Source organism: Halomarina litorea (assembly GCF_024227715.1).
GTDB classification, from domain to species: Archaea; Halobacteriota; Halobacteria; order Halobacteriales; family Haloarculaceae; genus Halomarina; species Halomarina litorea.
In genome coordinates this window covers 2,371,760-2,385,995 of record NZ_CP100448.1, presented here as the reverse complement: position 1 = coordinate 2,385,995, position 14,236 = coordinate 2,371,760, and the positions used below count along the sequence as shown (strand labels likewise).

Genomic DNA, 14,236 nt, shown 5'->3' with positions numbered 1-14,236 from the left:
TCCTATCGCCGGTCGGTGAGGTCCGCCGCCAGCACGAAGTCGGGTTCGTCGCTGATGTCGGTGCGCGTGTAGGCGACGTCGCTGACGTGCCAGACCGTCTCCGGAATCAGAACTCTCGTCTTCTCGGCGTCGCACGCGGCGGCGTCGGCGGCGATGGCCGCGAACAGCGAGCGGGCGACCTCGACGTCCGACCACCCGGCCGCACCGTACTCCGCCCACGTGGTCGGGTCGCCGTCCTCGTTCAGCCGTTCGTACATCCGGGTGCGGTAGGCCATCCCGCGGACGCCCTCGTCGTGGACAGCGAAGGTCCGCTGTTCGTCCGCGGCCCTGTGCAGGCGGTCACGGGTGACCTCCGAGAGCGCCCACGATTCGTCCATGTCGAGGCCGAGGCCCGCGAGGTGTTCGCGGGCGGGGCTGTCGGTCCAGAAGCGCCACGCGGCGGTCGGGTCGTTCGTCACGGGCAGGTTGGGGTCGGCGTTCGGGTCCGGGTCGGGGTGCGCCCAGCGGAACTCCGTCTCGGGGGCGAACCCCGTCGCCCGCGACTGGCCGAGGCCCGCGATGTTCCACGAGAACACCATGTTGCGACAGACCGTCGCGCCCTCCCCCGCCGCCCAGTCGAAGACGGCGTGTGAGAGGTCCAGACTGACCCCGCGCCCGCGGTAATCGGGGTTGACGCGCATCCCCTGTGCCCACGCCTCGTCCTCACTGAGGAGGACGCCCTGACAGATGCCGGCGACGTCGCGACCCGCGTCGAGGACGAACGTCATCTGCCCGTCCCCGTCGTTCGCTATCCAGTCGTCGAAGACGTGCGGGATGTAGTCGCTCCCGCCGCGGTCGGCCCACGTCTCGCTCGTGAAGTCGACGACGGCCTCCTTGTCCTCGGGGCGGACGGGGCGGACCTCGATGTCCCCGCCGCTCATGCCCACGGAACCGAGCGGTCCGTAATCTCCCCGGCGAGCGAGGTGCGCATGGTCTCCTCGACGGACTGCGCGTTCGCCAGCGCCCACATGAGTTTCACCTTCGCGGTGCCGGGGAGGGTGTCCTCGGCCTCCACGACGCCCGCGTCGATGAGGTCGCGCCCGGTGTCGTAGACGCGGTCACAGACCCGCCCCTCCAGACACTGGCTGGTCATGACGACGGTGGTGCCGTCCTCGACCAGTTCCTCGATTCGGTCGATGAAGTCGGTGTGGACGTGTCCGAGACCGGTCCCCTCGACGACGACGCCCGACTTCCCCTCGCAGACGTCGAAGAACGCGGGGTCCATGCCCGGCGTGAACTTCAGCAACTCGACGTCCGTCGCGAGGTCTGCGTCGATGGCGAGTTCGCGTTCCCCGCGGGGGACGTACTCGCGGACGAACGAGACGTCCTCCGTCTCGTAGTCGACGGTTCCGAGTGGCGTGTTGCCGACCGTCTCGAAGGCGTCCCGACGGGAGGTGTGATTCTTGCGCACGCGCGTGCCCCGGTGGAGCGCACAGCGGTCGTCCGACTCGGAGGCGTGCATACAGACGAGCACCTCCGCGCAGTCGCTCTTGGCGGCCTCGACGGCGCAGACGGCGTTCATCACGTTGTCCGAGGAGGGCCGGTCCGCCGAGCGCTGACTGCCAGTGAAGACGACCGGGACTGGCGTGTCGAGCATGAACGCGAGGGCGCTGGCGGAGTACTGCATCGTGTCGGTGCCGTGCATGACGACGACGCCGTCCGCGCCGTTCTCGATCTCCTCGTGGACCGCCCGCGCGAGGTCCTGCCAGACGTCGGGGGTCATGTTCTCCGAGAGGATGTTCGCGACGACCCTCCCGCGATAGTTCGCCCGACCCGCGAGGTCCGGGACCGCTCGGAGGACGTCCTCGGCGTCGAACTGCGCGGTGACCGCGCCGGTGCGGTAGTCGACGGTCGAGGCGATGGTCCCGCCCGTCGAGATGAGGGCGACGGTCGGGAGGTCCTCGTCGAACTCGACTTCGCTCGCGCTCTCGGTGTCGGACTCGCCGACGGCGTACACGTCGGATTCGAGCACCTCACAGTCGCTGTCGGCGCGGTCGAGGCCGACGTTGTAGCCCCCGTCGAGTTTCACGACGACCTCGTCGGCCGTGGTCGAGGGCATCAGGATGCCCTCGTAGGCCGTGTCGCCGCGCTCGACGCGGACGCGGTCTCCGGGGTTCATACCCCTGCGTTACCGGCGACTGGACTTGAAAGCATCTCATCGACCCGCGCTCTCCCGACCCGGGCGGGGAAAGACCCATGCTCGCCGGGGAGACATGTCCACTATGTCGCAGACCGACGAACTCCTCGAGGAGTACTCCGAGTACTCCACCTCCCGGACGACCGACGGGGAGTCGAGCGACGGCGGACGCGGCGGGGGTCGGAGCCGTCTCGGGCGACTCCGCGGGCGGTCGGTGCGTCTGTTCTCGCCGCGGCACTTCCTCCTCGCACTCGCCCTGACCGTCGGCGGCCTCCTCCTCGGCGGCCTCGTCCCCCTGATCCCCGGCATCGGCATCCTCGGCGTCGCCCTCGCCGGGTTCGTCATGGGTCTGCTCTCCGAGCGACGGCGCTACCTCGAGGTGGGCGCGGCGGGGGCCGTCGCCGCCGGCCTCGGCCTCGTGCTCTCCAGCCTGAACCTCGTCCTCCTGGCGGGCCTGCGCGGACAGGCCCCCGAACTCGCCGCCGTCGGTGCGGGCGCGGGCGTCGTCGTCGCCCTCGTCGGCCACTACTTCGGACGCGACCTGCGCGACGGCCTGACGCGGGACATCTGACGAAGAACGTTCGAGGAAGAACGTCCGATGGGAGGGCCCTGACCGTGCGGGCGGGGGCTCTCACTCCCCCGGCACGCCGACCCGTCCGACTCCTCGAACACGACGAATCGAAGCGCGAGGACAGCGAGCACGCGACGGTGGGGTGTGTGACACGGCGGCCGCTCAGGTCGGTCGAGATTCCCCGCGAGGGCGAGGTCAGCCGTCGAGGTGGTAGGTCCCCTGTCGGCGGGTGACGACGCCCTGGTCGACGAGGCGCGCGAGGGCGTCCTCGACGAGTTCCGGGGGCGCGTCGGCCCGTCGGGCGACCGCCTCGACGGTCTCCGCGCCGTTCGCCAGTGCCGAGACCACCTCCGCGTAGAAGCGGGCGTCCGTCCCGTCGGGCGCGCCGAGCGTCGGCGTCTCGCGCACCCGGTCGGAGATACCGTCCATGACCTCCGTGAGGCGGCCCTGCACCCACCGCTGGGCCATCGATAGCTCGCTGGCGAGTCGCTCCAGTCGCGCCAGTTCGCGACCCAGTTCGGCCAGTTCCGCCGCCTCGTCGGGGTTCGTGAGGTCGATGGTGAGGTAGCGACAGCGCGTCATGTCGAGGCCGCGACTGGCGGGGTACGCCGACTTCGCGCCGAAACCGTACGGCGAGACGTTCACCTCCAGTCTGAGGTTCCGGGCGATGGAGAAGTACTTGCGGCGCTGGTCGTCGACGCGCGACTCCACGAGGCCGTGTTCCTCCAGTTTGCGGAGGTGGTCGATGACCGCCTTCGGACTCACGCCGAGGTACTCGCTGATCTCGGTGACGTAACAGGGTTTCCGGGCGAGGAGACGGAGGATGCGCCGTCGGTTCTCGTTGCCGAGGAGGTCGAGCAGCGCGGCGGAGTCCATTACCTCAGGGTAGGCACCGGCAGGGAAAACGGTGGCGGGACGCTACGCGCCGGGAGGACCCGTGTCACCGCCGCCGTTGGTGCCGTTGCCGGTGTTTCCGCTTCCGTTGCCCGCACCGTCGTTCCCGCTTCCGTTCCCAGTACCGCCGTCACCGGTGCTCCCGTTGCCGTTTCCGCTTCCATTACCCGCACCGTCGTTCCCGCTTGCGTTCCCGTTGTCGCTGGCGTTGCCCTCGTCGCCGCCGTCACCGTCGTGGGAGGCACCGTTCCCCGTGTCGGCACCCTGACCCGGGGCCCCCGCGCTGGTTCCGTTTTCTGGGGCCGACTCGCGCGGGTCGTCCGGGACGGCATCGGGGGCGTCGCCGTCACGGACCGGGTTCGACGTCGCGTTCTCGGGTCGGTCGCTGGCGTTCTCGGCCACGCCCGTAGCGTTCCCCGGCGGCCCGGTCTCGCTGTCGGGGTCGGCGGTGGCCGAGTTTCCGCCGCCCGACGCGTTCCCGTTCGGCCCGCGCGGGGGTCGCCGGTCGTCGGCGACGCCTGCACCGGGGACAGACGGGGCCGGCGGGGCGTCGAGTCCGCGGGCGCGTTCCCTGAGTTCGTCGAGTCCGGACACCCGGGACTCGTTGTCGACTACCTCGACGGTCGACTCGACGGTCGCCCTGAGCGTCTCCGCCTCGGCGGCGAGGACGACGGTGCGGACGAGCGAGGTCGGTCCCGCAGCGCTGGCGTCGTCCGCCAGTCGCGCTTCGAGGGCGTCGAGTCGACCGTCGAGGGTCTCGAGTCGCTGGGCGAGCAGGCGTGCCTTCGTCTTCTCGGAGGTCGCACGCCGGTAGGCGGCGCGCCACATCCCCCGGTCGAGAGCGCTCGCCGTCTCCACCGTGCTGACCTGCATGAACGAGGTGACGCTCTCGCCGAGGGTGCTGTTGTTCGTCCCGGCCTCCTGTGCGTCCCCGGGGAGCGTGTCGGGGGCGGTCGCGCCGCTCGCCACGAGGGTCCCGCCGCCAGGGAGGGGGGTGGCGAGGGCGAGGACCACCAGCACACACAGCGCGGCCGCGACCGACTGTCGTCGCATCTACCACCCCCTTCGGGGTGGGGGCACAAAAACGGCGACATCCGTTCGAACCGTTCACGACGGGTCAACGACGGATTAACCGGGCGTTTCCCGGCGTTACCGGGGTCGACGACCCCCGGGCGCGTCGAGGCGGTCGAAGACCACCGCCGCGAGCGCGACGCACGCGACCGAGAGGCAGACGGTCAGGACGGGAAGCGCGAGTCCGGGGTCGTAGCGCAGCGGGGGGTAGAGGTCGCACCGTCCCTCCGGCGACCCGAGGACACAGCCCACCGTCCCCGCGAGCCAGTAGTCGACGAAGTCGTTGAGCAGGAGCGCCCCGAGCGAGAACGCCAGCGCCCCCCGCGTCGTCGCGCCGTAGTGGGGCAGGAGGAACGCCTCGCCGACGAACGCGAGGTGGGTGAGCAGGATGCCGAAGTACGCCCACACCTCCGGGAAGTACAGCGAGAACCGCAGGTTGAGCGCGAGGAACGTCCAGACGGCGTACTTCACCAGCCAGACGAACGCGAGCGTGTGGAGGTAGGCGAGCGGGCGGTTCAGCGGTGCCTCGCGCACCCGCTTGCCGAGATGGGGGAGGAGCGTCGCGAGCGAGAGGAGGCCGAGAAAGACGGCCGTGGGAGAGTCGCCGTACAGCGGCCACGCGAACGTGGACACGTCGGGCATCGTCTCGACGTAGTACCTGACGCCGACGAGGACGGCGACGATGTTCGCCAGCAGCAACCAGACGAGACTCGGCGCGTTCCCGAGGTAGTACTGCGCCCAGCGCTCGGGGATGGGACTGTACACGCCCCGTCATCGCGCGCCGCGGGGCAAAGCGATACCGACTGGAATCGTGGCACCGACTGGTGCCGACCAGAACCCGCTGAAAGCGGGTCCGTAAATAGTATCGCGGTAACGCTTATGTGTGTCAATGACAAACTCACATTCGTACCGATGTTCGAACAGTTCTCGGGCGGATACTACCTCGGACGACTGTACGTCGAGCCGTACGACGGCGAGCGGCCGGCGATGCACGACGGGCAACACGAGCACGTCAACAGACAACTGTACGCGACCGGCGAGGGAATCGAGCGCCTCGACGCGCCCCTCGTGATGAAACTCGGGCGGCGACACCTCGCGGTCCACGGGGAGGCGGGCGTCCCCGAACGGACCCTCGCGGTGCCCTACGACCTCCTCGAAGACGAGAACGGCCTCCCCGACCTGCGGGAAGTACTGCTGGCGAAGGCCGACCGGGCCGCACAGCTCATGGACCTCGGTACTCCAGTCGGTATTTAACCCCACCTCCCATCGGTGGGGGCATGCTCGACCGGGTACTCGGCCGCGCCGACCTGAAGGCGCGCATCGAGGAACTCGAATCGGAGAAGCACCACCTCGCGCGCCAGCTCGCGGCCGAACAGGAACGACGGTCGGAGGCCGCCACCGCCAGACAGGAGGCCGAAGAGCAGGTCAACCGACTGGAGGACCGCCTCGCCGGACTGGAGGGCGAACTCGACGCCGACGAGTCCACGTCCGTCGACCCCCGGAGACGCGAAGCCCTGCGCGGGGTACGCCTCCGAGAGACGCTCTCCCGCCTCGCCTCGTACGACACCGGCCCCGAGGGGGCGCTCTCGGCGATGGTCTGCGACGACGTCCCCGAGGGACTCGCCGACTTGCTGGGCGACCACGCCGGCCTCGTGGGCCGGGCCGCGCCCTGTCTCGTCTACGCCGACGACGCCGGAGTGGTGAGCGTGGCGCTCTCGCCGCCGCGCGCGCCCGACCCCTTCTGCGAGTGGGGCGAGGGGTTCCGCCTCGACCGGTCGTGGTTCCGCCCGGGGTCCGAGGAGGAGTACGTCCTCGCGCTCGTGCGCGCGGACACGTTCGCTATGGGCCGATACGAGGGCGACGAGCGCGTGGACTACTCGGGCTTCCGGAGCGACGTGAAAGAACAGCACTCGAAGGGCGGGTTCTCGCAGGGACGCTTCGAACGCATCCGCGACGGGCAGATAGACGCCCACCTCGACCGGTGTCGCCGGTCGCTCGCGGGCATCGAGGTTCCCCTCTACCTCGTCGGGGAGCGGGCCGTCCTCGACCGGGTGGCAGACCGGGCGGACCTGACGCGGACCGTCGACGCCACCGGGTCGCCGGAGGACGCCCTCGCGGACGCCCACCGGGAGTTCTGGACGACGCGACTCGTCGCGCTCTGAGCCTCGGGGGACGGCTTTTGGTGCCGCCCGACCAACCTGCTCCCGTGTACCGACGAATCCTCTTTCCCACGGACGGCAGCGACGGCGCGCGGGCGGCGCTCGACCACGCACTCGACCTCGCGGACCGCCACGACGCGACGCTCCACGTTCTCAACGTCGTCTCGGACGCCCGCTGGACGATGGTCGGCGACGAGGGGGGCATGTCCGGCGTCGACGTGGGCGCGATACAGGAGAACCTCGAGAAGCGCGGGACGGGCATCGTCGAGGAGGCGGCGACCGCGGCGGCCGACCACGACGTTGACTGCGTCACCGACGTGGTGACCGGCGGGCCGCCCCACCGCGCCATCCTCGAGTACGTCGACGAGAACGACGTCGACCTCGTCGTGATGGGGACCCACGGCCGTCGCGGGTTCGACCGCCTGCTGATGGGCAGCGTCGCCGAGAAGGTCGTCCGGTCCTCGTCGGTGCCCGTCCTGACGGTGAAGATGGACGACCCCGGCGCGGTCGAGGAATAGGGAGGGGGATTAAGACGGTCCCCATCCCGTAGGCGGGTATGCGCATCGCCGTACTCGCACACGGGAAGTTCCCCGACGAGGCCAAGACCGCGGTCGGACTGCTCAGATACGGCCCCCACGAGGTCGTCGCGGTACTGGATAGAGACACCGCCGGCGACCGGGTCAACGACCACATCCCGGACGTGCGCGACGCGCCGATCGTCGAAGGGATCGACGAGGTGCCCGACATCGACGCGTTCGTCATCGGCATCGCCCCCATCGGCGGCGGGTTCGACGAGTCGTGGCGACCCGACGTTCGGGGCGCACTCGGCCGGGGCGTCGAGGTGTGGTCGGGACTCCACTACTTCCTCACCGAGGACGACGAGTTCGTCCGCCTCGCCGAGGAACACGACGCCGACCTCTGGGACGTGCGAAAGCCCCCCGGGGACCTCACGGTGAGCGAGGGCGTCGCCCGCGACTTGGACGCCGAAATCGTCCTCACCGTCGGGTCGGACTGCTCGACGGGCAAGATGACGGCCTCCTACGAACTGATGGAGGCCGCCCGCGACCGGGGCATCGACGCCGGGTTCATCCCGACCGGGCAGACGGGTATCATGATCGAGGGGTGGGGCGTCCCCATCGACCGCACCATCTCCGATTTCACCGCGGGCGCGGTCGAACGGATGCTGGTCGAACGGAGCGAGGAGTACGACGTGCTGTTCGTGGAGGGACAGGGTTCCATCGTCCATCCGGCGTACTCGGGGGTCACCTGCGGCATCCTCCACGGCGCGATGCCCGACCACCTCGTGTTCTGTCACGTCGCGGGCCGCGAGCAGATACACGGCTACGAGTCGTTCGACATCCCGGACCTCGGCGATATGCGGAGCCTCTACGAGGACCTCGGGAGTTCGGTCGCCCCGACCGACGTCGTCGCCGGGTCGCTCAACACCGCCCATCTGGACGAGGAGGCGGCGCGCGAGGCAGTCGACGAGTTCGGCGCGGAACTGGGCATCCCCGCGACGGACGTCGTGCGCTTCGACTGTGACGAGATTCTCGACGAACTCGACCTCGAACGCGACCCATGAGTTCGCCCCTCGCCACCGAGTTCGAACGCGTCTCCCTCCCCCTCGAACACGCCTTCACCATCGCCCGGGGGACACAGGAGACGGCCGAGAACGTCGTCGTCCGAATCGAGGACGGCGAGCACACGGGCGTCGGGGCCGCCGCCCCGTCCGGCCACTACGGCGAGACGCCCGCGACGGTCGAGGCCGTCCTGCCGGACCTCCTCGCGGAAGTCGAGGCGGTGGGCGACCCCCTCGCGTTCGACGCCGTCGACGCCCGCCTCGACCGGGTCGTCAACGACAACCCGGCCGCGAAGGCCGCCGTCAGAATCGCGCTCCACGACCTCGCCGCGAAGCGACTCGACGTGCCCCTCTACCGACTGCTCGGTCTCGACCCCGCCCGGACGGTCACCTCCTCGTTTACCATCGGCCTCGACGACACCCCCACGATGCGCGAGAAGACCCGCGAGGCCGTCGAGGCGGGGTATCCGGTGTTGAAGACGAAACTCGGCACCGACCGCGACGCCGAAATCGTCCGCGCGGTCCGCGAGGAGGCCCCCGACGCGCGCATCCGCGTCGACGCCAACGAGGCGTGGTCGCCACGCGAGGCCGTCGAGATGTGCGAGGTGCTCGCCGACCACGACGTGGAGTTCTGCGAGCAACCCGTCCCGGCCGAACACCCGGAGGGCCTGCGCTACGTCTACGAGCGCGCGCCCCTCCCCATCGCCGCCGACGAGTCGTGTGTCACCCTCGAAGACGTGCCCCGAATCGCCGACGCGTGCGACATCGCGAACCTGAAACTGATGAAGTGCGGCGGCCCCCGGCAGGCCGTCGAGATGGTCCACGCCGCGCGCGCGCACGGCCTCGACGTCATGCTCGGGTGCATGGTCGAGACGAACGCCGCCATCGCGGCCGCCTGCCACCTCGCGCCCCTCCTCGACTACGCCGACCTCGACGGGTCGCTCCTCCTCGCCGAGGACCCCTACGACGGCGTCCCCCTCCCCGCGGGCGAGGTGGACCTCTCGGACGTCGACCGACCGGGCACGGGCGCACGCCCGACCGGACGCTGATCGGGTCCGTCCCACCCCCGGTACGCTCCCGTCTCTGGACGAGTCTCCTGACAGTCACACCCACGCGAAGCGCCGAACCCATTCGCGAGAGCCCCTGAGGCGCGATTCGGTGTTCGTGGTTCGTGCTAGCTAGCACACAATTAAGGTCAACATATGCCTACGTGGTCATAATGACACTCCCCAAGCAACGCTTTAGTACATGAACTCCTTGTCCTCACCCAAGCAACATGTCCCACCCCACCCCTACCGTCGAAGTCTACGTCCGGTCGCTGGCCGCTGGCGACAACCAGGCGCGCATCAGCGACACCCTGTCCCGACTCGCCGACCTCTCCGCGGAGGACGTCATCGAGGGCTACGAGGTCCACGTCTGGGGCGAGGGCGTCAGCCTCGATCCCGAGATCACGGGCACCGAAGCCGGGTCGTTCATCCGTGAGACCGCCGCGGCGTTCCGCGAGTGGGCCCACGAGACCGGCCGCGACCTCTCCGGGTTCGAGACGGAGACGACCCACTCCGCGATGACGGGTCGCACCCACCGCAACCTCTCGGTCCCGACGATGGCCATCTGCGAGAAGGTCGACGACGAGGTCACGTGGGTCGCCCCCTGCACCGACGGCGACTCGGTCCACACCGTCTCCGACTACGTCGACACCCTCGAACGCGAGGGGGAACCCGCCGCCCGCGAGGAACTCGCCGTCCGCGCGGACGACTGAGTCGGTTCCACACGACCGCTCGACGGCTTCGCACGCTCTCAACAAACTTATCTCGCGCCCTCGGCTTGTCCGGGTATGGGCGATATCTCCGTTACGCTACCGGACGGCTCCGAACTCTCCGTCGAGGAGGGGGCGACCGTCGAGGACGTCGCCTTCGCCATCGGTCCCGGTCTCGGTCGGGACACGGTGGCGGGCGTCCTCGACGGCGACCTCGTCGACAAGGCCACCCCCGTCTACGACGGGGTGCGCATCGAGATCGTCACCGATGGGAGTGACGAGTACGTCGACGTTCTCCGGCACTCCGCGGCCCACGTCTTCGCGCAGGCACTCCAGCGACTCCACCCCGAGGCGAAACTCACCATCGGCCCGTGGACGGACGAGGGCTTCTACTACGACGTGACGGGCGTCGACCTCGACCAGGGGGACCTCCGCGAGATAGAGTCGGAGATGGCCGCCGTCGTCGAGGAGGACCTCGACATCGAACGGTTCGAACTGTCCCGCGAGGAGGCCATGGAGAAGTACGCGGACAACCCCTTCAAGCGCGACATCCTCGAGACCGAGGCCGCGGGCGAGGACCCCGTCTCCTTCTACCGGCAGGGCGAGTTCGAGGACCTCTGTAAGGGCCCGCACGTCGAGTCGACGGGCGACGTCGGCGCGTTCAAACTGCTCGACATCTCCGCCGCCTACTGGCGCGGCGACGAGGCCAACGAGTCCCTCACGCGGGTGTACGGGACGGCCTTCGCCAGCGAGTCAGAACTGGAGGAGTTCCTCGAACGCCGTCAGGAGGCAAAAGAGCGCGACCACCGGAAGATCGGCCGCGAGATGGACCTCTTCTCTATCCCCGCCCACTCGCCGGGGTGTCCCCACTACCACCCCAACGGGATGACCATCCGCCGGGAACTGGAAGACTACATCCGGACGCAAAACGACCGCCTCGGCTACGAGGAGGTCTGGACGCCCGAACTCAACAAGGCCGACCTCTGGAAGCCGACGGGCCACTACGACAACTTCACCGCCGAGGGGGAGATGTTCAACTGGGAACAGGACGACACCGAGTACGGCCTGAAGCCCATGAACTGCGCGAACCACGCGTACATCTACGGGCGCGAGAAGCGTTCGTATCGTGACCTCCCGATTCGCTTCTCCGAGTTCGGCACGGTGTACCGCAACGAGCAGTCCGGCGAACTCTCCGGGTTGCTCCGCGTCCGCGGGATGACGCAGGACGACGGTCACGCGTTCATCCGGAAGGACCAGATTCAGGGCGAAATCGTCGACGTCCTCGACGCCATCGAGGACATCCTCGGGCACTTCGAGTTCGACATGGTGTACGTCCTCGAGACGCAGGGCGACAACGCCGTCGGCAGCGACGACATCTGGGAGGAGGCGACGGGCGCCCTGCGCGACGCCCTCGAATCCGAGGGGCTGGAGTACGAGGTCCACGAGGGCGAGGCCGCCTTCTACGGGCCGAAAATCGGTATCAACGCCGTCGACGCCATCGGCCGGGAGTGGACCATCGGGACGGTCCAACTGGACTTCAACATCCCCGAGCGCCTCGACCTCACCTACATCGGGCGGGACAACGAGGAACACCGCCCGGTGATGGTCCACCGCGCCCTCCTCGGGACGTTCGAGCGGTTCATGGGCGTCATGATCGAGCACTTCAACGGGAGGTTCCCCCTGTGGCTCGCACCCGAACAGGTCCGCGTCCTCCCCATCACGGACGACAACGTGGCGTACGCCGAGAGCGTCGCCGCCGAACTCGGCGAGTTCAGAGTTGAAGTCGAGGACCGGTCGTGGACCGTCGGCCGGAAGATTCAGCAGGCACACGACGACCGGGTGCCGTACATGCTCGTCGTCGGCGACAACGAGGAGGAGTCGGGCACCGTCTCGGTGCGCGACCGGATGGAGCGCGAGCGACAGGACGTCCCCGTCGAGGCGTTCCGCGACCACCTGGAACGCGAACGCGACGAGAAACGCGTCGAGGCGAACTTCCTCGCAGACGAGGAGTAGTCGGTCTTCCCTCGTTCAGCGGCGACCCTATCCCCAGTCGATGTCGTCGTCGCGGTCGGTGTCCCGCAGGATGAACGGCCCGATGGAGAGCGTGCGTTTGGTCACCGTCGCGATTCGCAGGACGTACGACAGGAGGACGACGAACGGCATGACCGCGATGGCGGAGGTGACGGCGACGAGGACGCCCAGCAGGTTGACGCCGAAGAAGTTTCCACCCAGTACGGAGGCGTCGTAGTAGACGAGCGTGGCGATGGAGATGACGAGCGCGGGGATGGCGGTGAAGATGATGCCCCGCGAGAGGTCGATGAGTTCCCACTGGAAGTACAGCGTCTTGAAGTGCTCGCGGGCGGGGCCGAACAGCCTGAGTACCTCCTCGAGTCCGTCGAGCGCCTCGTCGGCCTCGTCGTTCAGTTCGTCGGCGAAGTCGTTGTGGATGCGGCGCGCGGCGTAGAGCTTCCACGAGTAGTTGAAGTTGAGCGCCGCCGAGAGGACGCTGTACTGGCCGAACTTCTCGCCTTCGAGGCTCTCCGAGACCTGATTCGCGTTACCCGTCGTCGACGCGACCAGCGAGTCGACGTACTCTCTGAGTTCGTCGTCGTTCGTGTCGAGGACCTCGCCGAGTCGCTCGGCCCGGTCACCGGCGACGTCGACCAGCGCCCGGAGGAACGCCGAGGGGTCGGCGGGGCTGACGGGGGCTTCGAGGACGTCCTCGACCTCCTCGCGGAAGTCCATCGCCTCCGCCATCCGTTCGCGCTGGTCGCCCACCGCTCCGAGTTCCTGCGAGAGGACGAGCTGGTTGAGCGTCAGCACGATGGTCACGCCCGTGATGGTCGCGGAGATGAGGGCGTTGAACAGCGTCTCGACGGTGTCGCCCTCCCTGAGTACGCTGGCCGTCGCGGGGAAGGCGATGCCGACGACGACGAGCGAGAGGAGGATGAGGGCGAAGAGTCCGGCGGCGAACGTCCGACGGTCCGTCTCCAGTAGCAGTCGGAGGACGAACGTGCTCCGTTCGGAGCGCTGGCGCATCTTGTCCTCGGGCTGGTCGCCCTCCCCGGCGTTCGACCCGCTCCCGTTACTCATCGTCGTAGCTACTCACCCCCGGGCGAAAATACCCCCGGGACTCGGCAGCCGGTCAGTTCGACTCCTCGTCTTGCAGTTCCTCGAGTTCCTGCTCGACGGCCTCGTCGTCCACGTCCGTCTCCATCTCCTCGACGGCGGCGTCGACGTCCTCCTCGCTGACGGACTCCGCCTCGGCCTCCGGTTCGGGTTTCCCCTTGCCCATCTCCGAGCGGAGCGTGTCGAGTTCGGCCTCGATTTCGCTGTCCGAGGAGAGCTGTTCCAGTTCGCGGTCCAGCGAGTCCTTGTCCGAGAGGGCGTCCTCGAACGCGCCCGTCTCCTGCAGTTCGTCGAGGGCGGCGGCGCGCGCCTCCATGTCCTCGGTGCGCTCCTCGGCGCGTTCGATGGAGCGGTTGAGGTCGGCCATGTCGTCGCCAGCGCCGGTCATCGCCTCGCTGACGCGGGCGCTGGCCTCGGCGGCCTCGTAGCGGGCCTTCATCGACTCCTTTTTCGTGCGGAACTCCTCGATGCGGCTCTCGAGGGTGTCCTTCTTCTCGACCAGCGAGTCCTGCGTGTTCTGGAGGTCGGCGATCTGCGCCTCCAGTTCCTCGATCTGGGTCATCTTCTGTTTCTTCTTCTCCAGGGCCTTCCGGGCGAGGTCCTCGCGGTCCTGTCGGACGGCCTCGCGCGCCTGCTCGTTGTGCTTGGAGATGTTCTCCTCCAGTCGGCGCTTCTGAATCTCGAGGCGCTTCTTCTGGGTGGTGAGGTCGGCGATGCCGCGTTTGACGTCCTGTAGTTGGTCGCGCAGTTGCTCGTAGGAGTAATCGAGCGTCTCGTTCGGGTCCTCCATCCGGCCCAGAATGGCGTTGATCTTCGACCGGATGACGTAGGAGGTGCGCGAGAGGATTCCCATAGCCCCAGTTACGGGGCCGGACTCTTAAACGCACAGGACGTTGACACG

15 protein-coding genes are annotated in these 14,236 nt (G+C 68.7%); 8 read left to right on the top strand and 7 right to left on the bottom strand.

From position 1 onward, the window contains the following. Nucleotides 1-2: 2 nt before the first annotated feature. Both NKG96_RS13175 and gatD read right to left on the bottom strand, forming a co-directional pair. A complete protein-coding gene (locus NKG96_RS13175; RefSeq protein ID WP_254535438.1) occupies nt 3-920 on the bottom strand; it encodes a GNAT family N-acetyltransferase in 918 nt (305 codons plus the stop codon). After that, nucleotides 917-2,158, bottom strand: coding sequence for a Glu-tRNA(Gln) amidotransferase subunit GatD (gene gatD / locus NKG96_RS13170; protein ID WP_254535437.1), 1,242 nt, complete (start codon nt 2,156-2,158; stop codon nt 917-919). The genes NKG96_RS13175 and gatD overlap by 4 nt, the downstream gene beginning before the upstream one ends. Nucleotides 2,159-2,261: 103 nt before the next feature. Between gatD and NKG96_RS13165 the strand changes: the two genes are divergently transcribed. Next, entirely contained in the window at nt 2,262-2,747 is a 486-nt protein-coding gene (locus NKG96_RS13165; RefSeq protein ID WP_254535436.1) for a DUF8526 domain-containing protein, read from the top strand. 195 nt (nt 2,748-2,942) lie between these two features. Here NKG96_RS13165 and NKG96_RS13160 read toward each other — a convergent pair whose 3' ends face one another. From NKG96_RS13160 to NKG96_RS13150, 3 genes are all read right to left on the bottom strand, one after another. After that, entirely contained in the window at nt 2,943-3,623 is a 681-nt protein-coding gene (locus NKG96_RS13160) for a metalloregulator ArsR/SmtB family transcription factor (RefSeq protein WP_254535435.1), read from the bottom strand. A 42-nt stretch (nt 3,624-3,665) separates the two neighbouring features. Then, nucleotides 3,666-4,694, bottom strand: a complete 1,029-nt coding sequence (locus NKG96_RS13155; RefSeq protein ID WP_254535434.1) for a hypothetical protein — start codon at nt 4,692-4,694, stop codon at nt 3,666-3,668. A gap of 96 nt (nt 4,695-4,790) precedes the next feature. Further along, nucleotides 4,791-5,477 (bottom strand): DUF1405 domain-containing protein, encoded by a 687-nt coding sequence (locus NKG96_RS13150; protein WP_254535433.1) that lies wholly within the window; start codon nt 5,475-5,477, stop codon nt 4,791-4,793. A 147-nt stretch (nt 5,478-5,624) separates the two neighbouring features. Here NKG96_RS13150 and NKG96_RS13145 point away from each other — a divergent pair, with 147 nt between their 5' ends. The 7 genes from NKG96_RS13145 (at nt 5,625) to thrS (ending at nt 12,219) form a co-directional block, all read left to right on the top strand. Next, a complete protein-coding gene (locus NKG96_RS13145) occupies nt 5,625-5,966 on the top strand; it encodes a DUF5802 family protein (protein WP_254535432.1) in 342 nt (113 codons plus the stop codon). A gap of 23 nt (nt 5,967-5,989) precedes the next feature. Continuing rightward, nucleotides 5,990-6,874 carry a Vms1/Ankzf1 family peptidyl-tRNA hydrolase gene (locus tag NKG96_RS13140; protein WP_254535431.1) on the top strand — a complete coding sequence of 295 codons (885 nt, stop codon included), beginning with the start codon at nt 5,990-5,992 and terminating at the stop codon, nt 6,872-6,874. Nucleotides 6,875-6,918: 44 nt separating this feature from the next. Next, nucleotides 6,919-7,389, top strand: coding sequence for a universal stress protein (locus NKG96_RS13135; protein WP_254535430.1), 471 nt, complete (start codon nt 6,919-6,921; stop codon nt 7,387-7,389). A 38-nt stretch (nt 7,390-7,427) separates the two neighbouring features. Further along, a complete protein-coding gene (locus tag NKG96_RS13130; protein WP_254535428.1) occupies nt 7,428-8,453 on the top strand; it encodes an N-acetyltransferase DgcN family protein in 1,026 nt (341 codons plus the stop codon). Beyond that, nucleotides 8,450-9,499 (top strand): dipeptide epimerase, encoded by a 1,050-nt coding sequence (locus NKG96_RS13125; RefSeq protein ID WP_254535427.1) that lies wholly within the window; start codon nt 8,450-8,452, stop codon nt 9,497-9,499. The genes NKG96_RS13130 and NKG96_RS13125 overlap by 4 nt, the downstream gene beginning before the upstream one ends. 227 nt (nt 9,500-9,726) lie before the next feature. Next, nucleotides 9,727-10,209 (top strand): HTH domain-containing protein, encoded by a 483-nt coding sequence (locus NKG96_RS13120; protein ID WP_254535426.1) that lies wholly within the window; start codon nt 9,727-9,729, stop codon nt 10,207-10,209. 75 nt (nt 10,210-10,284) lie between these two features. Further along, the gene (gene thrS / locus NKG96_RS13115; RefSeq protein ID WP_254535425.1) at nt 10,285-12,219 is read left to right on the top strand and encodes a threonine--tRNA ligase; all 1,935 of its coding nucleotides are present in this window, start codon (nt 10,285-10,287) and stop codon (nt 12,217-12,219) included. A gap of 27 nt (nt 12,220-12,246) precedes the next feature. On the opposite strand, the gene NKG96_RS13110 is transcribed toward thrS, so the two are convergent. Both NKG96_RS13110 and NKG96_RS13105 read right to left on the bottom strand, forming a co-directional pair. Next, entirely contained in the window at nt 12,247-13,299 is a 1,053-nt protein-coding gene (locus NKG96_RS13110) for a DUF7972 family membrane protein (RefSeq protein ID WP_254535424.1), read from the bottom strand. Between the two features lie 52 nt (nt 13,300-13,351). Then, nucleotides 13,352-14,188 carry a PspA/IM30 family protein gene (locus NKG96_RS13105; protein ID WP_254535423.1) on the bottom strand — a complete coding sequence of 279 codons (837 nt, stop codon included), beginning with the start codon at nt 14,186-14,188 and terminating at the stop codon, nt 13,352-13,354. Between the last annotated feature and the right edge of the window lie 48 nt (nt 14,189-14,236).